The sequence below is a fragment of the Thermoflexibacter ruber genome (assembly GCF_900113045.1).
Taxonomy (GTDB): Bacteria; Bacteroidota; Bacteroidia; order Cytophagales; family Thermoflexibacteraceae; genus Thermoflexibacter; species Thermoflexibacter ruber.
Window position 1 is genome coordinate 60,372 of the sequence record NZ_FONY01000023.1, and the last position, 21,813, is coordinate 82,184.

Genomic DNA, 21,813 nt, shown 5'->3' on the forward strand with positions numbered 1-21,813 from the left:
AAAATACCGTCAGAGGCTTTAATCGTATCTTGGAGAAAGAATCCAAAAATGCTCAAATTTCTCGATACAGTATTTCCATTTCTTGCTTAAAAAATAGCAAGACAGCAAAAAGGTCAAATATATCTTCCGAAGTAACCACATAAGGATTACTTGTTGCATAATTCTTTCCGTCTAATACAACAAAAAACCAGTTTCTACCATTTACATATACTCCGTAAATAGGTTTATCATCTTGGTTTAATTTTTGGGCAGCCACCATCGCAATCAATAACTGCCCAAGTGGGTCATTTTCCCTATTTTTCTCAGGTTTGTACTCATTAAGGAAAAAATGTGGCTTTTGAGGAATCTGCCTACCTTTTGCAAGCATAAATTCTACATTACCGCTTGTTATTTTAGTATCGTTGTCGTACTTGACAGAAAGAGGGCGTTGAGTGAATACCTTATAATAAGCACTTGTAAAATCCACTAACTTAAAAAACGGGCTGATAAAGATGAACTTATACTCATCTTCATTCCAAGACTCTATAAAGTCAAAAGCCTCCAAGCGATACTTTTCAAGGTTTTGTCTTAATTCATGATTTTCAGGCAGTTTTATCTTTTTAATTTCCTCTAAAAGTGGCAAAGAACGTAACCTTTGAATCCCAAAAGTTTGCTCTACTTCTTCTGCTTGCCAGTCTTTGAAAGGTTTATTGGGTTTCCTCTTAGCCATACTTACAATCCAATTTTATTAACAAAGATACATTTTTTCCAAGAAAAAAAACATGTTTCTACTCTGATTTACCTCTCTCAAATCATTTTTCTTGCAATATTCATTTAATTTTGTAAATATGCTATTAGATTATCATATTGATAGAAAAATGAAATACAAACCATTAAAAATCAATCTATTAAAAAATAAAAGTTATATAAAAGTAGTAAACCTTTATATATTTCTTATTCTTTTTTCTTTTTCTCTTTTTGCCCAAACTCCTTTTAGAGAAGTAAGCAAAGAGGCAGGCATCGACCACGTTTTCAAGGTTTTTGAAGGCTTTTTTGGTGGTGGGGCTTGCGTTTTAGATTACAACAACGATGGCTTCGAGGATATTTTTTTAGCAGGAGGTATGGGAGATGATAAACTCTATAAAAACAATGGAAATGGAACATTTACGGATGTTTATGTCAGCTCAGGACTTACGCCAAGCCGCAAGTTTATTACTCAGTCTGCCGTAGCTGCCGATGTAAACCGAGATGGTTTTGTAGATATTTTTATCTGTACGATTAGCACCAAAGACACTTTAAAAGTAATTCCAAGAGCAGAAAATTTACTTTTTATAAATAATGGAAATGGCACTTTTAGAGATGCAACCAAAGAATACGGTTTGGCAGACTTAGAATGTTTTACCACAGGGGCGAGTTTTGGCGACATCAATGCTGACGGCTTTCCAGACCTTTACGTGGGTAATTATTTTACTGAATATCAAGGAAAACTCAATACCATAAGCGATGCAACCATAGTGGGTGCAAACCAAATCGCCAAAGGGCATTTATTGCTAAATATCAGTGGGAAAAAGTTTGAAAATGTTTACGAAGACTATGGCTTGAAACACAAAGGCTTTGGGTTTGGGGGGGTATTTACTGATTATGACAATGACGGCGACCAAGATTTGATAGTCAATCACGATTTTGGCTACAAACGCACCCCCAATTTATTACTGGAAAATAGGTATCCCTTGGCAAGATTTGCCAATGTAGCAGAAAAAAAACAAATGGATTTGCGAATCAATGCTATGGCTTCTGCGGTAGGCGATTACAACAACGATGGACTCATGGATTACTTTTTTACTAATATTCGCTTTAATTATTTCATGGTCAATTCGGGTAAAAACAATGTGTTTGAAAATAAGATTATAGAATTTAAAATGGACTTCATGAGCATAAGTTGGGGGGCAAACTTTGCTGATTTTGACCATGATAGCGACCTTGACTTGTTTGTAGCAAATGGAGATTTGAACCCTAACTGTACCCCCATGGGAAATTTTTATTTTGAAAATAACAACTACACTTTCAAAGAAGAAGGACCAGCAATGGGCTTAAATGACTATGGAATTGGTAGAGGCTCAGTAGTTTTTGACATGGACAATGATGGGGACTTAGATATTTTGGTGGTCAATCAAACGCCCGTGATGACTTATCCTGTAGAGTCCCGCACCAAACTGTTTCGCAATGATTTGGCAAAAGGAAATTGGGTAAAAATAAAGTTAAAAGGTTTACAAGCAGAAAGTTATGGCATAGGGTCAAGGGTAGAAGTGATAGCCAACGGCAAAAAAATGGTACGAGAAATAGACGGCGGCGGGTCAAGCCATTTGTCGCAAAACACAACTTTTGCTCACTTTGGGCTTGGCGATGCCAAACAGATAGAGAAGATAACAGTTTATTGGACGGGAGGGAAACAGCAAGTTTTGACTAATCAAAAAGTAAACTCGGTCATTGTCATTACAGAAAGCCCAGAGGAAGGCTTCAAATTTAGTTACTATTGGCTAATAGGGCTGGGGATTTTGGTGATTTTAGCTGGCTGGTGGGCAAGAAAGCAAAGGAATTAATTGCTTTTTGAGTGTGATTTGCGATTTTTGTAAGTAAAAATACTCTTTACCATAAATTATAACTCCATGAAAAAATCTATTTATTTACCTAAAAGCAGTATTCTTTTTATATTGCTTTTTTTTACATCTATAGCGTTTTCACAAAAACTTTCCTACACAGTAGCTATTCCTGAACCTCATACACACTACTGCGAGGTTGAAATCAAATTAGAAGGCATCAAAAAGCCTTACATAGACTTTAAGATGCCTGTTTGGACACCTGGGTCGTACTTGGTACGTGAGTTTGCCAAAAATGTAGAAGCAGAACAAGCCAAAGACCTTGCAGGAAAGAGCCTCAAAGTTCAAAAAGTTTCTAAAAACACTTGGAGAGTTTTTTTAGAAAAAACTGAAAATGTTATTTTTAGTTATAAGGTATATGCTTACGAACACTCTGTACGGACAAGTTTTATAGATGACTCCCATGCTTTCCTGAATGGGGGTAGTATTTTTATGTACCCTGATAGCTACCTCAATTTAGCCTCTACAGTAACTATCCAACCTTTCAAATCTTGGCAGCAAATTTCTACAGGTCTGCCCCAAGTCGGTTCTAACAAGTGGGTGCGTTCCTCCGAAAACTTTGATATTTTAGCAGATGCGCCCATAGAAGTAGGCAATCATCGTATCTTAGAATTTACTTTAAACAATATTCCTCATTATATCGCCATGTACGGTGAAGGAGTAGATTACAATGCCAATCTATTAGTGGCAGACGTAAAAAAAATTGCAGAGGAAGCCATCAAAGTTTTTGGAGAAAATCCTTGCAAGGATTATACTTTCATCGTGCATAATACCAATCAAGGTGGAGGCGGTTTAGAACACCTGAACTCTACTGCACTCATCGTAGAACGCCAACGCTACGATACCAACGGAGGGTATTTTAGTTTTCTTTCCTTAGTAGCCCACGAGTATTTTCATCTTTGGAATGTAAAAAGGTTGCGTCCTACTCCTTTAGGTCCTTTTGACTATGACAATGAGAACTATACTCGCCAACTTTGGATAGCAGAAGGTTTTACTGACTACTATGACAACTTGATACCGCGCAGGGCAGGTTTTTCTACTCCCACAGGCTTTGTCAATGCTATCAATGACCTTATCAACAACCACGAAAATTCACCGGGAAGTAAAGTACAAGCCCTGACCGAATCCAGTTTTGATGCTTGGATAAAAGCCTACCGCCCTAACGAAAACTCAGGGAATACTACTATTTCCTACTATGGCTCTGGGGCGAGAATAGCCGCTATGTTTGACCTGTTGATTTTAAATAACTCCGATGGAGAGAAAAACTTAGACGACCTCATGCGTTACCTGTACCAAGAATACTATAAAAAACTCAACCGTCCTTACACAGAAGAAGAATTTAAAAAAGCTGTAGAACTGATAGCAGGGGAAAAATTAGATGATTTTTTCCAAAAATATATTTATGGTACAGAAACTATAGATTATAACCGCTTCTTGAATTATGCGGGCTTGAAATTGGTAGTAGAAAAAGATAAGGAAGTAAACTTAGGGGCAAGATACGAAGATAATGGCGGTAAAATCATAGTAAAAAGTGTCCGCAGAGGCACTGCTGCCTATAAATATGGGCTGAATGTAAACGATGAGATTTTGGGTATTGACGGCAAAAGACTCAGCGTAGGTCTAATAAACCAACATATCAACAAGAAAAGAATAGGAGATAAAATTAGCTTGCTCATCGCAAGAGATGGCTTAATTAAAACCTTAGAAATAGTTTTGGGCGACAACAACAGTAACTCTTACCAAATTACCGTAGTGGATAACCCCACTGAAAAACAACGCAGAATTTTCAATAAGTGGATAGGAGGGAATAGATAATCACCCAAAAAAGCGAATCCACCAACTCTGTTTGATTTGGATTCGCTTTTTAATCTTCTCGCCTTCCTTTGGGGTCGGGGTCTGCCATGCGGACAATTTTAGGTGTAAACTTTGCCAAAATTTCTACCAAATCGTTTTGACTCTCAAGGACTTTGTAAATATCTTTATATACCATAGGGGCTTCGTCCAAATCCCCACCTATGAGTGTAACTCCTTTATCAGCCAATACTTTTTTGATGTCTTGCTTAGTGATGTTTTTCATTGCTTGAGCGCGCGACATGAGCCTGCCAGCCCCATGCGAGGCAGAATAAATCGCAGAAAAATCTCCTTTGCCTTTGACTACAAAACCTGCCTGAGCCATAGAACCGGGGATAATGCCCAAATCCCCTTTGCCCGCAGGAGTAGCCCCCTTGCGATGAACAATGACAGGTGTACCATCAGCTAATTTCTCTTCCCATGCAAAGTTATGATGATTTTCTACCATGAGCAGTGGCTTGATTCCTAAGGATTTAGCCATTTTCTTATGGATTTGGTGATGATTGGCAGAGGCATAATCTCCCGCCAGATTCATCGCTATCCAATAGGCTTGACCTTCTTCTGTTTCTAAATCTAACCATGCTAAGTGCTTTGCTTCTTTGGGAAGTTTTGTTTTGTCCATAGCTAACTTGGAATAGTAGTTGGCTATGCTCGCTCCAAAACCTCTTGAACCTGAGTGCGACAAGAGAGCCAAATACTTCCCTGTGGGCAGTTTTAAGTCTTCGCTTTCCTTGTTTATTTCTAAAATTCCCCATTCTACAAAGTGATTACCCGTGCCAGAAGTTCCTATTTGCATTTCTGCTTTGTGTCTGAGGTCTTTGATAATTTTTGTAGCATTCCATTCTGGCTTGTCAAAAACTTCATCAGGCATAGGTTTAGCAAACCTTCCGTCTATGCCAAAAAGCGTATTTTCCACCAGAAAGTTTTTTAACATTTGGCTTTTCTGCTCCAAATAGTGATTGTCCATTTCAAAGACTGACAAACACATACGGCAAGCAATATCCACGCCTACTGCATAGGGAATCACAGCATTAGCATTGGTAGCCAATACGCCTCCTATGGGCAAGCCATACCCTACGTGAGCATCGGGCATGAGCGAACCTGCCAAGGTAATAGGCAGACGCATTGCATTGTCCATTTGATTAATCGCCTCTTTATCAATATTTTCAATGCCATAAATTTTGTACTCGGGAACTTCTTTTTTTAGTTCAAAGGCAGTTGCTTTAAGTCCTACCGAGTCTTCTATGGGCTGTAACTCTTTAACTAATTGGGCTATTTCTGCAAAAATAGCATCACTTGCGAAGCTATCAGGATTACTAATCAAAGCCCGATACTTCGCTAATATTTCTTCTTTCCCAAGAATTTTGTTTTTGATTAAGTTTTTAGCAAATCTGCCTGCTTGCTCTAATAGAGCCTCAGAATAAAAGCCAATAGCTCTTAATTCATTGTTATTAAGTTTTTTAGACAAATTTTAAAATAAATTTAATGAAAAATAAATTTAATGAAAAATTTTTATAAGTAATTATGCAAATTAAAGCGAATTTTACAATATTTGTATATTTTTGCATTATGTCAAAAGTAAAAAGATATAGCAAACTTTTTACTGAAGCCTAACTCGAGGAGCTAAAATTTGCTTACAAAGATGGGAAAAATAACCTTTCCCATAGTCATTGTCAGGCAATTATTTTGAGTAGTAAAGGGATTGGAGGTTTAAAAACCAAGAAAAGGCAATCCAAATTATACACTCAACGAATCGCTCTTGCCAAGGCAAAAGTAGCAGAAAATAGGCGTAAATTGTCCTTAGCGAAGGTAGCAATAGAAAAAGAGCTTAATAAGGAGCTAATGCAAAGTACTCTGCGCCGTTTTTCAATAAACATCTTTCCACACAGAGGAAAGGCTTTATGAGAATCAATATTTTGACTTCCTTCCCAGAAGGGGGCGTAGTGCAACTGGAGGGGTGAGGTGATAAAAAAACATTCCCGAAAGCAGTCTAATTCTTGAAAATTAATGAAATAATTGACTTAATACAACACTAAAAGTAAATATGAAAAGGAGAAATTTTGTAAAAAATACTTTGGCAGTCAGTGCCTTGGGAGCAACCGCTTCTTCTGTTTTTGCAGAAGAGAAAAATACAGGCAAGCACAAGTTTAACCTGAATTATGCTCCGCACTTCGGCATGTTCAGAAACAGTGCAGGCAATGATATTTTTGCAGAGTTACAATTTATGGCAGACCAAGGATTTACAGCCTTAGAAGATAATGGCTTGCTTGGCAGAACAGTAGAGGTACAAGAAAGGTTAGGAAAGGAACTCCAAAGGCTGGGAATGACTATGGGGGTATTCGTAGTAGATGGCGGCGATAACTGGAAAATTTCACTGACCTCAGGGAAAAAAGAATTTATAGACAATTTTGTTAAAACTTGTAAGATTTCTGTAGAAGCAGCTAAGCGAGTGAATGCCAAGTGGATGACAGTAGTACCCGGCTTTTATGACCGCAACTTGCCCATAGGTATTCAGACGGCTAATGTGATTGAAGCATTGCGCCGAGGGGCAGAGATTTTTGAACCACACGGGCTCATTATGGTCTTAGAGCCATTAAGCGATACACCAGAGTTATTTTTACGAAACTCAGACCAAACCTACATGATTTGTAAGGCAGTGAATAGTCCTTCTTGTAAGATTTTGTATGATGCTTACCACATGCAACGCAACGAAGGTCAAATTATCAAAAATATAGAACTTTGCTGGGACGAGATAGCCTATTTCCAAATCGGCGACAATCCTGGACGCAAAGAACCTACCTCTGGAGAGATGAACTACAAGAATATTTTTAAATATATTTATGATAGGGGTTACAAAGGCGTATTAGGTATGGAACACGGCAATGCTAAACCGGGCAAAGAGGGAGAAGAAGCACTCATCAGGGCGTACAAAGAAGTAGATAACTTTAAATAAGGCATACTGATAAATATGAAATTACATTTGAAAGCTACCGCAGAAGCTATAAACCAACGACCAGTGAAGACTTTGGCGAATGCTTTGGGCATAGAAATTACTGAAATTACCGAAGACTATATAGCAGGCAGAATGCCCGTCGACCACCGTACTCATCAGCCTATGGGTATTTTGCATGGAGGCGCCTCGGTTGCCTTTGCTGAAACCTTGGGAAGCATCGGGGGATGGTTGGCTCTGCCGGACGATAACCACTATTGTGTAGGTTTGGACATTAATGCTAACCATATCCGAAGCGTCAAAGAAGGTTATGTCTATGGTAAAGCACTTCCTTTGCACTTAGGAAAAAGTACACAGGTTTGGGAAATAAAAATTACCAACCAAGAAGGTAAATTAGTTTGTATCAGTCGTTTGACTTTGGCGGTATTGAAAATATAAAACTTACAACATGAGTTCTTATCTTGGTAGGCATGCCCAACTGTACGATATTTTTTATTCAGAAAAAAACTACCAACAAGAAGCTGATTTTGTGCATCAACTCATTATAGAGTTTGGCAGAGAATCCTCCAAAAAATTGTTGGAGTTGGCTTGTGGCACTGGTAGTCATGCTTTTTTATTAGAAAAATACGGCTATGCACTTCATGCTTTTGACTATTCGACAGATATGATAGCACAAGCAAGAGAGAAGGCAAAAAAGCATGACTCAAAAATCACCTTTCAGGTAGGAGATATGCGAAACCTGAACTTCCAAAATGAATTTGATGTAGCTATCTGCTTGTTTGATTCTATTGGTTATGTACTTACCAATGAGGCTATTAACTCTGTATTTAATAAAGTTTACCAAAGTTTGAAAGTAGGAGGCTTGTTCATTTTTGAGTTTTGGCACGCTCCAGCCATGCTCAAAAGTTTTGACCCGGTAAGAGTAAAAAAATGGAAATTAGTTGATAGAGAAATTCTCCGTATTTCTGAAACTACCATAGACATTCCAAGTAGTACAAGTACAGTGAATTATTCCATTTACGAACTGTTCAGCAATGGCACTTTTGCACACCTCAGCGAAACCCAACGCAATCGCTTTTTTCAGCTACAGGAAATGCTTTCGTTTGTAGCACACAATGGCTTCAAAACAAAGATATGGTTTGGAGGATACGATAAAAGCCTGACCACCATAGATGCGCAAACTTGGCATATTGTGATGCTTGTGCAGAAGTAGGTTTAGCAAAAATACAGCAGAAAGGCACACAGGCAAGTAAAATTTAGTTTTTTACGACTAATTTTTATAGATAGGGGCTTTTCGCATCAGTTTTCACTCGCAGAAAAATTGTGTACTGAGGTAAATTTTTCATAAATTTGTACTTAATAATTATGAATAATTTTGTATCCCATTCATAATTAATCATTTATAATTCATCATTAGAAAGAAAAGATGCCAAAAAGATATACCGTTACCTCTGCCTTACCTTATGCCAATGGTCCCTTGCACATAGGACATATTGCGGGTGCTTACCTCCCTGCCGATATTTTTGTGCGTTACCTTCGCTTGCGAGGGGAAGATGTCGTTTATGTTTGTGGGAGCGACGAATACGGGGCGGCTATCACCATCAAAGCCAAAAAAGAAGGCACTACCCCCAGAGCAATCATAGACAAGTACCACGAAATCATGAAGTCTGCTTTTGAACGCTTTGGGATTGCTTTTGATATTTACCACCGCACTTCCGAGCCTATTCATACAGAAACTTCCCAAGCTATCTTCTTGAAATTGCACGAGAAAGGAGAGTTTGAGGTCTTGGAATCTGAGCAGTATTTTGACCAAGTAGCCAATCAGTTTTTGGCTGACCGCTACATCATGGGGACTTGCCCAAAGTGCGGGAATGAAAATGCTTACGGCGACCAATGCGAAAAGTGTGGCAGTTCGCTCAGCCCTACGGATTTAATCAATCCACACTCTACTTTGAGTGGAAGCAAACCTGTCTTGAAAAAAACGAAACATTGGTACTTGCCCATGAATAAGTACGAAGATTGGCTCAAAGAATGGATAGTCAAAGAAAAGCAAAATCTTTGGAAAACAAATGTTTACGGTCAATGCAAGTCGTGGATTGAAGGTGGCTTACAAGCCAGAGCAATGACCAGAGATTTGGACTGGGGGGTGCCTGTGCCTTTGAAAGAAGCAGATGGGAAAGTGCTGTACGTTTGGCTTGATGCCCCTATTGGTTACATTTCAGCAACCAGAGAATGGGCAAAGCAACACGGGAAAAACTGGGAAGACTATTGGAAAAGCCCTGATACAGAGCTATATCACTTTGTGGGGAAAGACAATATCGTTTTCCATTGCATTATTTTCCCTATTATCCTCAAAGCTCATGGAGAATTTATCTTGCCTACCAATGTGCCTGCCAATGAATTTTTGAACTTAGAAGGCGATAAACTTTCTACTTCCCGAAATTGGGCGGTTTGGCTACACGAATATTTAGACGAGTTTCCTGATAAGCAAGACGTTTTACGCTATGTGTTGGGTTCTATTCTGCCCGAAACCAAAGACAGCGAATTTACTTGGAAAGACTACCAAGCAAGAAACAACAACGAGTTGGTAGCCATTTTTGGAAACTTTGTTAATAGACCTAATAACCTGATTTTCAAATATAACAATGGGGTCGTTCCACCTCTGGGCGAACTTTCTGACTATGACAAGTCGGTATTAGAAGAATTAGTAAGCTATCCTGATAAAATCGGTGATTTGATAAAAAACTTCCGCTTCAGAGATGCTTTAGCAGAAATGATGAACGTAGCCCGCTTGGGCAATAAGTACTTGGCAGATACTGAGCCTTGGAAAATCAAAGACAATCCTGAACGCATAGGAACTATTATGAATATTTCTCTGCAAATCATTGGGAATCTGAGTATTCTTTGTAAACCCTTTTTGCCAAGAACTGCAGAAAAGCTGGAAAAAATGTTAGGTTTAGACGGAAAAGCAAACTGGGAAGAGGCAAAGAAAACCAACTTAGTAAAAGTAGGAACAACTGTAAATAAGATTGAACTACTTTTTGAAAAAGTAGAAGATGAGGTCATAGAGAAGCAAATTGCTAAACTTCACCAACCAGCTAACAATCAACAACAAACAATGAACAATAGGCAAGAAATAACAACATCAAACAATCCTGAACAACATCAAGTAATTTCAAAGCAAATAATTCCACAAAAAGAATTGATTAACTATGATGATTTTTCAAAATTAGATATTCGCATAGCCACCATAGTAGCCGCAGAAAAAGTAGCCAAAGCAGATAAACTCCTAAAACTAACATTAGACACAGGGATAGATACCCGAATCGTAGTGAGTGGAATAGCAGAACACTTTAAGCCAGAGGAAATCATAGGCAAGCAAATCACCTTGTTGGCAAACTTAGCCCCCAGAGTCATTCGTGGGATAGAATCCAAAGGCATGATTCTGACCGCTTTAGATGGAAATGGAAAGCTAAGATTCCTGCACCCAAGCGAGGCAGTAATGAATGGAAGTACAGTAAGTTAAACTTAACGGTAGATTGTTTTGTATGCTTCTTTGTAGGTCTGACTTTCCAAGCCACAGTGGAACTGTCAGACACTCACTCAAAGAGCGGTTTTTTCTTGAATGCCAATGAAAATCAGAACTACCATCAAAGTTATCTTTTTACGGGAAACTTCATTCTGTAATCTACTTTGACTTCTCCCTTAGAAATATTGTTCAGTTTGCCTTTCAAGAGCCTTTTTCGCAAACCAGAGAGGTGGTCTATGAATAGTATGCCTTGAATATGGTCATATTCGTGTTGGATTACTCTGGCTTTCATACCTTCGTACTCCTCCTCGTGCAAGTTCCAATCTAAGTCATAATACCTAATACGCAACTTAGCAGGTCGCATCACATCTTCTCTGATATTGGGAATGCTCAGGCAACCTTCCTCAAAAGCCCACTTTTCTCCTTCTTCGTGTAAGAGTTCGGCATTGATAAAAACTTGTTTGAAATCTTTAATCTCCTCGTCTTCTGTTCCACTCCCATCTATGACAAATAGCCTCAGACTCAGTCCTATTTGAGGAGCCGCAAGCCCAATCCCATTAGCGGAGTGCATGGTTTCAAACATATCCTCCACCAATTTTTTTATATCTGTATTTCCTTCCTTATCAATATTTTGTGCTACCTTTCTTAGCACAGGGTCGCCGTAGGCTACTATTGGGTATATCATTGTAAACTTTATGATTGAAAATTAAATTATAAGTTGTTTTTCATTTCTAAGTACGATTGCAGAATCAGTACAGCACTAATCCTATCTACCTTGGCTTTATCTTGTCGCTCTTTTTTTTTCACTCCCCCTAAAATCATACTTTGTTGGGCAATGGAGGAGGTAAATCGCTCATCAACTTCAAAAATTTTTTTCTCTGGAAAAGCCTTTTGTAGCTGCTTTTTAAAGTTTTGCACGTGAGCAGTATTATTGGTATCAGAATTATCCAATTTTTTAGGTATTCCTAATACGAAAGATTCTATTCCCTCTTCCTTGTCATATTTTTGTAGAAAAGCGATAATATCTTTGGAATGAACTGTATCCAAAGCGGTAGCAATGATTTGAAGTGCATCAGTAACCGCTACTCCTACTCTTTTTGTGCCATAATCTATGCCGATGATTCTGCCCATTAAAAAATTAATTTGGCAAAATTAAAGATTATCGTTGAAATCCCTTGACAAAAAGTAGCAAAAATCACAAAACTGTATTTTTATACTTGTTTTCACTTTTTAATAGAAAAAAAATTAAGTTTTTTTAAATTTGCAAATAAATGTAAATTCGTGATTAGTTTATATCAAGCACTTATTTTTTGATTTAAGTTCATACTAAAATGCAACCTAAACTATCCTTTGATATTGCAGATTTGAAGTTATTAGCTACTCATTCAAGTTTTGAACGAGGAAGCGATTATTATGACCGAGGGAGTGTCAAAAAAGTCATCGGTAAAAAAAATATTTTTGAGGGCAAGGTCAAAGGGACTTCTACCTATGATGTCAGATTAGTGGTAGATGGTCATGCTTTGGACTTCACTTGTAACTGCACTTATCAGATGGGGGGGATTTGTAAGCACTGTGTAGCGATGGGTTTAGCAATTTTAGATGGCGAATATGAAATTGTGGCAGAGGAAGCAGACATCAACCATGCACTCAACAAAGAAAGCCCGCCGTCTTATCCTTATACTTTTGAGGAGATTTTTTTCATCACCAAAACAGAACTCAAAGCCCAGTTTTTGCACCAGTTACTTTTGCAAAACGACCAACTGCAAAATGAGTTTATCCAATTTATCAGTAGGAGAGCTAAAGAAAAGAGAGAGTAAAACAAGTATTTTTTAGCGTATGAAAAAAGTAATCAAAATTATTTTGGGTACCGTGCTGGTAATAGCCCTGCTATTAATAGGGGCGTTATCGCTTTTCGTGTATAAAGTGAAATACGGATTTCCTGTTTCTTACGAAACCGAAGCCCCTTCTATCACTTTCCCTGCTGACCAAGCATCAATTTTGCTGTTTTCTAAGACCACAGGATTTCGGCATGAGGAGTCTATAGAGGCTTCCAAACGTGTTTTTGCTGAATTGGCAAAGAAAAATAATTGGTTTTTATATGAAACAGAGGCAGGAGGAGTTTTTAATCCCGAGCAGTTGGCAAAGTTTAGTGTGGTGATATTCAATAACTCTACAGGGGAAGTCATTAATGATGAGCAAAAAAAAGCCTTAGAAAAATACGTAGAAAATGGAGGTTGCCTCATAGGGATTCACGGAGCAGGCGACGACTCACACCATTGGGATTGGTATGAGGCAAATCTCATGGGAGCGAAATTTTCCCATCACCCTATCAGCCCACAGTTCCAGAAAGCAGATATTTTCTTGGACAGTCAAGCCGACTCTTTGCTCTCAGCTCAGATTCCGCCTACTTGGTCGCATACAGACGAGTGGTACGTATTCTTTGAAAATCCACGCCAAAAAGGCTTCCAAGTGATATATAGGATTGATGGCGACAAGATTAACCCAAGCGGGAATATCTCTTTTTTGGTTAAAGATAAAAATTTTGGTATGGGCAAAGACCACCCCGTAGCGTGGTGCAAGCAGACTGGCAGAGGAAAGACTTTTTACACTTCCATAGGACACGGGAAACAAGCATGGGAAAATCCTTATTTCGTGAAGTTGATTGAGAATGTCGTCTTGTGGGGAAAAAACCAATAAGAGAATTTTTGGCGTTTTAATTGCATGCAGGTATTTTTGTGCTTTTTTTAGATTTCAAGATAACTTTTTATCATAATGCTGTATTCTTTCATCGTTCCTATTTACAATGATGGCTACTTAGTAGAAGATTTTTGTATAGAATATGAAAAAACTTTTCAAAACTATTTGAATATCAAAGACATTAGCGAGTTTGTAGAGCTGATTTTTGTTAATGATGGTAGTAAGAATAACTCTATAGAAAACCTAAAAATAGCAGCAAAAAAGTATCCTTTTGTCAAAGTCATAGATTTAAGTAGAAACTTTGGTCAGCATATTGCTCTTTCCTGTGGTTATTTACATGCACAAGGTGCGTATGTAGGAATGTTGAACGCAGATATGCAAGACCCACCAGACCAAATCCCTATCCTATTGGATTTTATCAAAAATAATCATTTTGATATTGTTTTTGGGCTACGAGAAAAACGTTTTAGTAGTTGGGGAGATAAGATTACTTCTTATTTTTTTAATACCTTGCTGAACAGGCTAACAGGGAACGATACCCCTATTAATGTTTCTACATTGAGGGTAATGAACCGCAAATTCGTAAATGCCTATAATTCTCTAAATGAAAAGAGTCGTTACTTGCCCGGTTTGGAGTCTTGGCTTGGCTTTAAGCATGGTTATACCCCCATTAAGCATCAGGAAAGAAAAAAAGGGAAATCCAGTTACAACTTTAAAAAACGCCTTTTGATGGCGTTAGATGCCATAGTTTCTTTTTCTGACTTGCCTTTGAAAATGATTTCTTTGCTTGGCATAGGGATTGCGATTATCGGTTTTCTGTCTGTTTTAGCCATAATTATTACTAAACTACTTTATATTGAGTATCAGCATGGTTTTGTTTCTATCATCTCTGCTATTATCTTTGTGGGTGGAATGCAAATAGTAGTAATTGGTTTGGCTGGAATTTACATAGGTAGGGTATTGAAAGAAGTACAAAACCGCCCTCTATTTATTGTTCAGGAAAAAATAAATTTTAAAGAAAATGAGTGATTCATTTACACAGGAGCAACTATCCAAATTTGCAGAGGAAATTCGTACTCAGGGCTATACTATCGTTCCCGATGTACTTAGCCCAGATTTTGTTAGTAAAGCAAAAATTGCCTTAGAAGAAGCAATAAACAAAGAGGCAGAGTATCACCAAGGAACAGATTACAAGGATTACGGCATGGTCTTGCTCTGCTCCTTATATGACCGTATTTTTGTAGAATTGTTTGATAATCAAAAATTAACAGGAGTTTTTAACACAGTCTTGGGGGAGGGCTGCATCGTTTATGCTTATACCTCCTCGTCTATGCCTCCTAATAAAACTAATTTTTCCCGTCGTATTCATGTGGACAGCCCTCGCATCATTCCCAATTATATTACTAACATGGGTGCAACGATTTTATTAGATGACTTTACAGAGGAAAACGGGGCTACTTACTTTTTGCCTTACTCCCAAGAAAGAGAAGCTATGCCTTCAGAAGAAGAATTTTATAGTAAAGGGAAAAGATTGATAGCCAAAGCAGGTACCGTATGGTTTTTTAATGCACGTATCTGGCACGCAGGCGGCGATAATAAAACGCAACAATGGCGACACGCACTCACAATCAACATGGTACGTCCATGGATGAAACAAAGGATAGATATTCCAAGAGCCATGAGCCACATAGATTTGAGTTGGGCATCAGAGCAAGCAAAACAAAAGTTAGGCTTTTTAGCACAAGTACCTGCAAACTATGATGAGTACTACGCTCCACCAGAACTAAGAAAATTTAAGCAAAAAACAGAATAATAAAGCTAAATACTAAATCAATGGAACAGAATATATATGCCAAAGTAGTAGAGGCAAATATTGCCTTGCACTCCAAAATGTCTGAGCATTACAATACTTGTGAGCCTCATTTTCGCCCAGAGAATGTAGCCAAAGTAGAAGCCAATTTTTTAAAAGCCATAGAGGGAATGAATGCTGAAAAAATGCTCGATTTGGGTTGCGGCACAGGCTTTATGATAAATATTGGGAAAAAATATGTAAAAGAGATTTGGGGGGTAGATGTTACCAAAGCTATGACAGACCGCATAGATAAGTCTGGCAATGCAGAAATTATAGTAATTAACGAGGATACTGCGCAAGCACCTCTCCCTGTGAATTACTTTGATGTAGCTACTGCTTACTCATTTTTGCATCATTTGTACGAAATTACCCCAACCCTACACAATGCCTATAACTCCTTGAAAGAGGGTGGCAAGCTCTATGCAGACTTAGACCCTAATTATTATTTTTGGGAAGGAGTAAATCAATTGGACAGAAACGGAAACTACGACTTTATCGTGAAGCGTGAAATAGAGGCTGTTACTTATAAAGATGAAGATATTGAGAAAAACTTTGGCGTAAGCAAAGAAATCTTTAATCATGCAGAGTTTGGGAAAAATATTCAAGGCGGTTTTAGGGACGAGGAACTTATCGCTACTTTAAAGTCTGTAGGTTTTACCAAAGTAGAGTTTTTTTATCACTGGTTTATTGGGCAAGGTGCGCTCATTAACGACCAAAGCTATACGAAAGAGGAGCGTTTTAAATACGCAGAAGTGATGAACGAAACCTTGCAAAAAGCTCTGCCTTTGAGCAAGAATTTGTTTAAATACATTGGCTTTATCGCTACAAAATAAGACACTATGAGCCAATTTGCCATCATAGGAGCAGGGGCTTTGGGCTTACAGTTCAAAGCCTTTCTTCAAAATGCTTATCCAAGAGCAAGTTTTATCTTTTTTGACGATAACTTGGCAAAAGATAAGACAGAAACAAATGCTTACCGTTTTGATGACTACAGCCATGATAACTTTCGCGACTATACTTTTTTTATTGGCTTAGGATACAAGCATTTAGGGAAAAAAATAGAAATACTGAATCATTTACAGGCACTTGGAAGAAAACAAACCTCTTTTATACACCCTTCATGTTTTGTCAATCCTTCTGCGATGATTGGTAAAGGCTCTTTTATTTATCCTATGGCTAATATAGATAAATCAGTGCAAATAGGACAAGGTTGCCTTATTAATAATTCAGTAGTAATTTCGCATGATAGCCAGATTGGAGATGGTTGCTATCTATCTCCTTCCGTAACAGTTTGCGGTCAAGTAGAGATAAATGAATGTACGTTCGTAGGGGCAGGAGCGGTAATTTCTAATGGAGTAAAAATTGGGAAAAATGTAGTGATTGGCTTAGGTAGTGTGGTCAATAAAGATATACCTGAAAACTGCTCAGCAGTGGGTAATCCTATAAAAATATTGAATAAACGCTTGATATTGAGATGAGAGTAGCTGTGTTACAGTCCAATTACCTTCCTTGGAAAGGTTATTTTGATATTATCAATTCGGTAGATGTATTTGTTTACTACGATGAAGTACAATATACCAAAAACGATTGGCGAAACAGAAATAAACTCTACGGTAAAAATGGAGAGTTTTGGCTGACTATCCCTATTCACAAAGACGCTGTAAAGCAAAAAATTAGTCAGGTAAGAATAGAGAATCCTTTTTGGCAAGAGCAACATTTTAAATCTATTTATCTGACTTACAAGCGCAGTCCATTCTTTCATCAAATCGAGCCACTCATTCATGAAGTTTATATAGAAAAAAAATGGGAGTTACTCATAGACATAGACCGCTATTTCATAGAAAAAATTGCTCGGATAGTAGGAATACAAACAAAATTTATTGATTCTAAAAACTTTGATTTGCAAGGAGATAGAGTAGAGAGATTAGTCAGTTTACTGAAGCAAGTAGGAGCGAGCAGCTATATTTCAGGACCTTCTGCCAAAGACTATTTAGCAGGCAAGGAACACATTTTTGCAGAAAATAACATAGATTTGCTTTACAAAAGCTATATAGGTTACAAAGAATACCCTCAACTTTGCAGTCCATTTTTGCACGGGGTTTCTGTCATAGATGTATTAGCAAACGTAAATTTAGCAGAGATAAGTCAGTATCTATTTATAAGAAATAATTAACTCATTATCAATCTAATGCTCAAACTTATTTATAAACATTCAAGTTTAATTTTCTTGCTTTGTATGCTTATCCTTATTATCGTTCCTGCGATGTGGGTAAGTATTTACAATCACCCTTGTTCAGATGATTTTGGATTGAATGTGAAAATGCAAGGGCGTAATATATTTGAACTGGTTTATGATTTTTATCTTACTTGGGGGGGGGCTTATGTAGGTGTTTTCTTCCAAGCCCTATTGCAACCTTCGGAAGTCATTGGTTTTAAGATAGTTCCTATACTGATAATTTTACTTTTTATAGGTAGTTTTTATTTTATGCTCCATATTTTTTTTGGAGAAAAATTTAGTTTTACCGAAAAAATTATGGGAGCGTTGATAGCTTTCTGCCTATTTTTTCTTCAGATAGATGCTCCCAATGAAACTATCTATTGGGTCATGTCTGCCTCTGCTTACCAAGCAGGTTATTTACTTTTTATTCTTTTTGTTGGTCTGATAATTCTTTGGCTTAGAAAACAGTACATTTTCAAATCTTTCTCTATCCATTATAGCTTGCTTTTGCTTTTTGCAGTCCTCACTACAGGACACATCGCCAATATAGGTTTAATTACATTGGGAACTTGCGGTTTGCTTATCATTTATGTATTTTTTAAACATAGGCATCTACTTTTTTCTTCCTTTATTTTATTGGCAGTAGCTCTTGTCGGATTCGGTATATTTTTCTTTGCGCCGGGTAATTTTATTAGGGGAGGGGGCTTGAGCCAAGAAAGAGATTTGATAGCCCATCTTTTATTATCTGCCAAAACCTATTTTTCTTATCTAACGCGTTGGTTTGCAAATAGTTTTTTTGTCTTATCTTCTTTTATTTTTATGCTCATCGCAGTACAGAAAAAAGCTATGTCTACTACCAATATTTCTTTTTTAATTCTATTTTTTATTACTTTAGGTATTAGTTATTCATTCATGTTTTTACCTCAATATACAGTAGGTTATATCGCTGGCAGGCATATAGACATGGCTTATCTATTTTTCTTAAGTGGGTGGTTTTTGACTTTGTACTTTTTAGTAAGTAATTATCATCAATTCTTTTCTGAGGTATCAGACTTATCAGTTGCTTATCTCAAAATTGCGTGCTTGATAGGCGCACTCTTAATCTTATTTCCTACTCCCGCCTCTAATGAACGCAAGTTAATTGAGGACATAGTGCGTCAGACTGCCAAGAAGTATGATGAGGAGAGAAATCAAAGGCATCTGGAAGTAATGCAAAAGAAAAAACAAGGGCAGAAATACTTAGTACTAAAACCACTTCAACACAAACCATTCATGCTGTTTAAGCAAGATTTGTTCCCTACGCCTCAGCACTGGTACAATCAGATGTTTGCTCATTACTACGGCTTAGATTCTGTTAGGATTGAGGGAGTAGACGCCACAGAAGTAATGATAAAGTAAATTCATTTTTATTAAAATATTGATTATGAATAAGTACTATAAGTTTCTTGAGTTCATTTGTTAATTTAAGTGTAGTTTTATGAAACTTGCGAGCAAAAGCAAATATGCTTATAGGTATTTCATTTATCAGAGCAACACTTGGTTATAAGGTTTTGGGGGTTGAATTTTGCGACATTAGGAATAATTATTAGAGTTGTTACCTATTTATAATCAATGAGTTAAATAGATGATATTTTTTTAGATAATAATTTTAGAACACGGATTTTGCAGATTAGACGGATTTTCACTGATGAATTACTCAAAGAATCTGTGTTTTATTTGTAAAATCAGTATTATCTGTGTTCCATAAATAGTCAGTAACAATTTAGATGAATGAACTATATATGATTGGAAAAGTAGTCTATTGAATAAAAAGTAAAAATATTTAAAACAAAGAGAAATTACCAATTATCAAAATTATTATGAATAAAAATTTATTACGGTTTTTTTTATTAGGTATTACTATTTACCTTATCTCTTTTAGTATTTTTTTCTTTATAATTTATAATAATATTATATCTGACATACAAGAACACGTTGAAATTTTAGTAGCTAAATTAAAAATAGGTTCTTTTCTTATTCCACCATTGTATTATGCTTTCTTATATTTATGTTCAGGATTTAGCACCTCTACTTTTGTTCTTAATTATACTGCTGTTTTTGTATTAGCTATGGCTGTTACGTTGAAATTTTATACCAGCTATAGCTTATTGAAAGATATAGTCCCCCAAGCGAAAAATGATACATACGCACTTATATTCTGTTCCTCCCTCTTATTTTTAGCTCCTATTTTTTTCCCTATAGAAGATAAGCGAATGTTATTAGGGCGGATAGGACTTACCATCTGGCATAACTCTACCCTCATATTTGTCTTGCCTTTTGCTGTTTGGTTATTTAGAGAGTCAATTCTTTTTCTTCAGAGCAAAGAAGTCCAACTGAAACAAAGTGCTTTTATCATTTTTTTAGGACTACTAAATATTCTTATCAAGCCGAGCTTTATATTCATTTTTTTGCCTTCCTTTTTCATCTTAGGGATTATTCATTATCAAACAAAACAAAAACTAATAGCTATCACTGCTATTGTATTTTTACTTGGGCTAATGTTGTTAGTGGAATACTATATTATCTATGAAATGAGCCTCACCACAGATAATTCTTCTAACCGTAATGGGATTGGGCTGGGTTTCTTTAAAGTTTGGAATAGGTATAGTAATAATATATTAAGAGAAATATTGATAAGTATTGCCTTTCCTATACTATTTATTTATTTATATTATCAAAAGCTAAAGAATAGTATTTACTTCCAATACACCATTTTAGCTTTTATAATTGCTTTTTTAATAGCTATATTGATTCATGAAACAGGAACAAGAATGTATCACGGCAATTTTTTCTGGCAACTGATTATTGCCAACTATATTTTATTTTTAGTAATTGGTAGTTTTTTATGGAGGGAGATTATAGAAAAAAATACACTTAGAGACATACTAAAATCCCCTAAACTACTTTTAGTACTTGTATGCTATTTGGCGCATTTGGGGAGCGGATTTTTATATATATTTAAAATATTTTATTCAGAATCCTATACATAATAAAACCAATGTTCGCACATTTAAGGGCTTAACTTTCTGAATACCCAAACTTAAAACCTGCATCTTTACAAACCATTTATGCTGTTCAAGCAAGATTTGTTCCCTACGCCTCAGCACTGGTACAATCAGATGTTTGCTCATTACTATGGCTTAGATTCTGTAAAAGTGGAAGTTCCGCTGCCACAGAACTGAAAAATTTACAGAATCAATAATATTCATACCTCACTATGTAGTTGGACTGATTTGTAGCCAGCTTTTGCTGTCTTACTTCCTCAAGAGTACGTTTCCTATCTTTATTGTACTGATAGGAAATAATAGTACGTACACTATTGTCTGGGTCAAAAACAGTGGAGCGAGTCAAGAGAGTGTCAGTGCTATACGTAAAGGTAGTGTATTCGTATATGAGATTCAGATGTGAGTAACGATTTTCTCTTGATTTATTTCCTGCACCATTATACTCAAAAGTAACATAGCCCGGCGGGTTTAGGGCAGGATTGGTCATTCTAATTAGCCTTCTGTTGCTGTAAGTATATCTGAAAGTACGAGAAGTATTGTTTTGCAGATTGCTTACTATCTCTTCCAAAAGCAAACTTAGACTATCGGGGCTATACTTATATGTTCTTTCTTCGGTGAGAGAAAAACCAGAAGAAGTATTGATATTTCGGGCAAACAGTTGAGCATTTTTCAATCTTTTGGCGGAGTCATACTCATAAGTGGTGTAGTTAATGATGCGTTTGGGTAAGGAATTGACATCATATCGCGTCATTTTTTCTAAAACACCTTCTTTGTTGTATTCATAAATCCATTCATCTATGGGATTTTTTGCATCTAAATTAGGGAAAATAGCACGCCTCTTGAGCTTACCTATGACATTCTCTGGAGTTCCTTCTTTTTCTATTTCCTCAATTTTAGGTGCGTTCAATAGGGAGCAACTATAAGCTAAGGAGCTAATAATACATATAAATAAAAACAACCTTTTCATTGTAACAGGATAATTAGTATCTTAATTCTATTAGAAAACAGTGCAAAAACCTTGCAATTCTCTATTTTT

The 21,813-nt window shown here is 36.8% G+C and carries 20 protein-coding genes; 15 read left to right on the plus strand and 5 right to left on the minus strand.

Annotated elements, in window-relative coordinates:
- Positions 1-52: 52 nt before the first annotated feature.
- Positions 53-709, minus strand: coding sequence for a hypothetical protein (locus BM141_RS13380; protein WP_091546358.1), 657 nt, complete (start codon positions 707-709; stop codon positions 53-55).
- Positions 710-857: 148 nt separating this feature from the next.
- Here BM141_RS13380 and BM141_RS13385 point away from each other — a divergent pair, with 148 nt between their 5' ends.
- Together BM141_RS13385 and BM141_RS13390 are read left to right on the plus strand one after the other, a co-directional pair.
- Positions 858-2,579 carry a CRTAC1 family protein gene (locus BM141_RS13385; RefSeq protein ID WP_091546361.1) on the plus strand — a complete coding sequence of 574 codons (1,722 nt, stop codon included), beginning with the start codon at positions 858-860 and terminating at the stop codon, positions 2,577-2,579.
- Between the two features lie 66 nt (positions 2,580-2,645).
- On the plus strand, positions 2,646-4,451 hold the full coding sequence (locus tag BM141_RS13390) for a M61 family metallopeptidase (protein ID WP_245764059.1): 1,806 nt from the start codon (positions 2,646-2,648) through the stop codon (positions 4,449-4,451).
- A 49-nt stretch (positions 4,452-4,500) separates the two neighbouring features.
- On the opposite strand, the gene BM141_RS13395 is transcribed toward BM141_RS13390, so the two are convergent.
- The gene (locus BM141_RS13395) at positions 4,501-5,955 is read right to left on the minus strand and encodes an RtcB family protein (protein ID WP_245764060.1); all 1,455 of its coding nucleotides are present in this window, start codon (positions 5,953-5,955) and stop codon (positions 4,501-4,503) included.
- A gap of 576 nt (positions 5,956-6,531) precedes the next feature.
- On the opposite strand from BM141_RS13395, the gene BM141_RS13405 reads away from it, so the two are divergent.
- From BM141_RS13405 to metG, 4 genes are all read left to right on the plus strand, one after another.
- Complete coding sequence (locus tag BM141_RS13405; protein ID WP_091546367.1) at positions 6,532-7,440, plus strand: hydroxypyruvate isomerase family protein; 909 nt, start codon at positions 6,532-6,534, stop codon at positions 7,438-7,440.
- Positions 7,441-7,455: 15 nt separating this feature from the next.
- Positions 7,456-7,875, plus strand: coding sequence for a hotdog fold thioesterase (locus tag BM141_RS13410; RefSeq protein ID WP_091546371.1), 420 nt, complete (start codon positions 7,456-7,458; stop codon positions 7,873-7,875).
- 10 nt (positions 7,876-7,885) lie between these two features.
- Positions 7,886-8,650 carry a class I SAM-dependent DNA methyltransferase gene (locus BM141_RS13415; RefSeq protein ID WP_091546373.1) on the plus strand — a complete coding sequence of 255 codons (765 nt, stop codon included), beginning with the start codon at positions 7,886-7,888 and terminating at the stop codon, positions 8,648-8,650.
- A gap of 213 nt (positions 8,651-8,863) precedes the next feature.
- Complete coding sequence (gene metG / locus BM141_RS13420) at positions 8,864-10,963, plus strand: methionine--tRNA ligase (RefSeq protein WP_091546377.1); 2,100 nt, start codon at positions 8,864-8,866, stop codon at positions 10,961-10,963.
- Positions 10,964-11,093: 130 nt separating this feature from the next.
- Here the strand turns inward: metG and def are convergent, their stop codons facing one another.
- Positions 11,094-11,651 (minus strand): peptide deformylase, encoded by a 558-nt coding sequence (gene def, locus BM141_RS13425; RefSeq protein ID WP_091546382.1) that lies wholly within the window; start codon positions 11,649-11,651, stop codon positions 11,094-11,096.
- 26 nt (positions 11,652-11,677) lie between these two features.
- Positions 11,678-12,097 (minus strand): Holliday junction resolvase RuvX, encoded by a 420-nt coding sequence (ruvX, locus tag BM141_RS13430; protein WP_091546385.1) that lies wholly within the window; start codon positions 12,095-12,097, stop codon positions 11,678-11,680.
- 200 nt (positions 12,098-12,297) lie between these two features.
- Here ruvX and BM141_RS13435 point away from each other — a divergent pair, with 200 nt between their 5' ends.
- The 9 genes from BM141_RS13435 (at position 12,298) to BM141_RS13475 (ending at position 20,762) form a co-directional block, all read left to right on the plus strand.
- A complete protein-coding gene (locus BM141_RS13435; protein WP_091546389.1) occupies positions 12,298-12,783 on the plus strand; it encodes an SWIM zinc finger family protein in 486 nt (161 codons plus the stop codon).
- Positions 12,784-12,802: 19 nt separating this feature from the next.
- On the plus strand, positions 12,803-13,663 hold the full coding sequence (locus BM141_RS13440; RefSeq protein WP_091546392.1) for a ThuA domain-containing protein: 861 nt from the start codon (positions 12,803-12,805) through the stop codon (positions 13,661-13,663).
- 75 nt (positions 13,664-13,738) lie between these two features.
- Complete coding sequence (locus tag BM141_RS13445; protein WP_091546395.1) at positions 13,739-14,692, plus strand: glycosyltransferase family 2 protein; 954 nt, start codon at positions 13,739-13,741, stop codon at positions 14,690-14,692.
- Positions 14,685-15,476, plus strand: a complete 792-nt coding sequence (locus tag BM141_RS13450; RefSeq protein ID WP_091546398.1) for a phytanoyl-CoA dioxygenase family protein — start codon at positions 14,685-14,687, stop codon at positions 15,474-15,476. The genes BM141_RS13445 and BM141_RS13450 overlap by 8 nt, the downstream gene beginning before the upstream one ends.
- A 20-nt stretch (positions 15,477-15,496) precedes the next feature.
- On the plus strand, positions 15,497-16,348 hold the full coding sequence (locus BM141_RS13455; protein WP_091546401.1) for a class I SAM-dependent methyltransferase: 852 nt from the start codon (positions 15,497-15,499) through the stop codon (positions 16,346-16,348).
- A gap of 6 nt (positions 16,349-16,354) precedes the next feature.
- A complete protein-coding gene (locus BM141_RS13460; protein WP_091546404.1) occupies positions 16,355-16,993 on the plus strand; it encodes an acetyltransferase in 639 nt (212 codons plus the stop codon).
- Positions 16,990-17,688, plus strand: a complete 699-nt coding sequence (locus BM141_RS13465; protein ID WP_091546407.1) for a WbqC family protein — start codon at positions 16,990-16,992, stop codon at positions 17,686-17,688. The genes BM141_RS13460 and BM141_RS13465 overlap by 4 nt, the downstream gene beginning before the upstream one ends.
- A gap of 15 nt (positions 17,689-17,703) precedes the next feature.
- Positions 17,704-19,131, plus strand: coding sequence for a DUF6056 family protein (locus BM141_RS13470; protein WP_177217382.1), 1,428 nt, complete (start codon positions 17,704-17,706; stop codon positions 19,129-19,131).
- Positions 19,132-19,592: 461 nt separating this feature from the next.
- Positions 19,593-20,762, plus strand: a complete 1,170-nt coding sequence (locus BM141_RS13475) for a hypothetical protein (RefSeq protein WP_091546413.1) — start codon at positions 19,593-19,595, stop codon at positions 20,760-20,762.
- 205 nt (positions 20,763-20,967) lie between these two features.
- Here BM141_RS13475 and BM141_RS13480 read toward each other — a convergent pair whose 3' ends face one another.
- Entirely contained in the window at positions 20,968-21,744 is a 777-nt protein-coding gene (locus BM141_RS13480; RefSeq protein WP_091546416.1) for a hypothetical protein, read from the minus strand.
- Positions 21,745-21,813 lie beyond the last annotated feature (69 nt).

Coding starts and splice junctions, on each gene's coding strand:
- BM141_RS13415 (WP_091546373.1), top strand. CDS start 7,886: ATGAGTTCTTATCTTGGTAGGCATGCCCAACTGTACGATATTTTTTAT.
- BM141_RS13405 (WP_091546367.1), top strand. CDS start 6,532: ATGAAAAGGAGAAATTTTGTAAAAAATACTTTGGCAGTCAGTGCCTTG.
- BM141_RS13410 (WP_091546371.1), top strand. CDS start 7,456: ATGAAATTACATTTGAAAGCTACCGCAGAAGCTATAAACCAACGACCA.
- BM141_RS13455 (WP_091546401.1), top strand. CDS start 15,497: ATGGAACAGAATATATATGCCAAAGTAGTAGAGGCAAATATTGCCTTG.
- BM141_RS13435 (WP_091546389.1), top strand. CDS start 12,298: ATGCAACCTAAACTATCCTTTGATATTGCAGATTTGAAGTTATTAGCT.
- BM141_RS13470 (WP_177217382.1), top strand. CDS start 17,704: ATGCTCAAACTTATTTATAAACATTCAAGTTTAATTTTCTTGCTTTGT.
- BM141_RS13450 (WP_091546398.1), top strand. CDS start 14,685: ATGAGTGATTCATTTACACAGGAGCAACTATCCAAATTTGCAGAGGAA.
- def (WP_091546382.1), bottom strand. CDS start 11,651: ATGATATACCCAATAGTAGCCTACGGCGACCCTGTGCTAAGAAAGGTA.
- BM141_RS13460 (WP_091546404.1), top strand. CDS start 16,355: ATGAGCCAATTTGCCATCATAGGAGCAGGGGCTTTGGGCTTACAGTTC.
- ruvX (WP_091546385.1), bottom strand. CDS start 12,097: ATGGGCAGAATCATCGGCATAGATTATGGCACAAAAAGAGTAGGAGTA.
- BM141_RS13445 (WP_091546395.1), top strand. CDS start 13,739: ATGCTGTATTCTTTCATCGTTCCTATTTACAATGATGGCTACTTAGTA.
- BM141_RS13390 (WP_245764059.1), top strand. CDS start 2,646: ATGAAAAAATCTATTTATTTACCTAAAAGCAGTATTCTTTTTATATTG.
- BM141_RS13380 (WP_091546358.1), bottom strand. CDS start 709: ATGGCTAAGAGGAAACCCAATAAACCTTTCAAAGACTGGCAAGCAGAA.
- metG (WP_091546377.1), top strand. CDS start 8,864: ATGCCAAAAAGATATACCGTTACCTCTGCCTTACCTTATGCCAATGGT.
- BM141_RS13440 (WP_091546392.1), top strand. CDS start 12,803: ATGAAAAAAGTAATCAAAATTATTTTGGGTACCGTGCTGGTAATAGCC.
- BM141_RS13480 (WP_091546416.1), bottom strand. CDS start 21,744: ATGAAAAGGTTGTTTTTATTTATATGTATTATTAGCTCCTTAGCTTAT.
- BM141_RS13385 (WP_091546361.1), top strand. CDS start 858: ATGAAATACAAACCATTAAAAATCAATCTATTAAAAAATAAAAGTTAT.
- BM141_RS13475 (WP_091546413.1), top strand. CDS start 19,593: ATGAATAAAAATTTATTACGGTTTTTTTTATTAGGTATTACTATTTAC.
- BM141_RS13465 (WP_091546407.1), top strand. CDS start 16,990: ATGAGAGTAGCTGTGTTACAGTCCAATTACCTTCCTTGGAAAGGTTAT.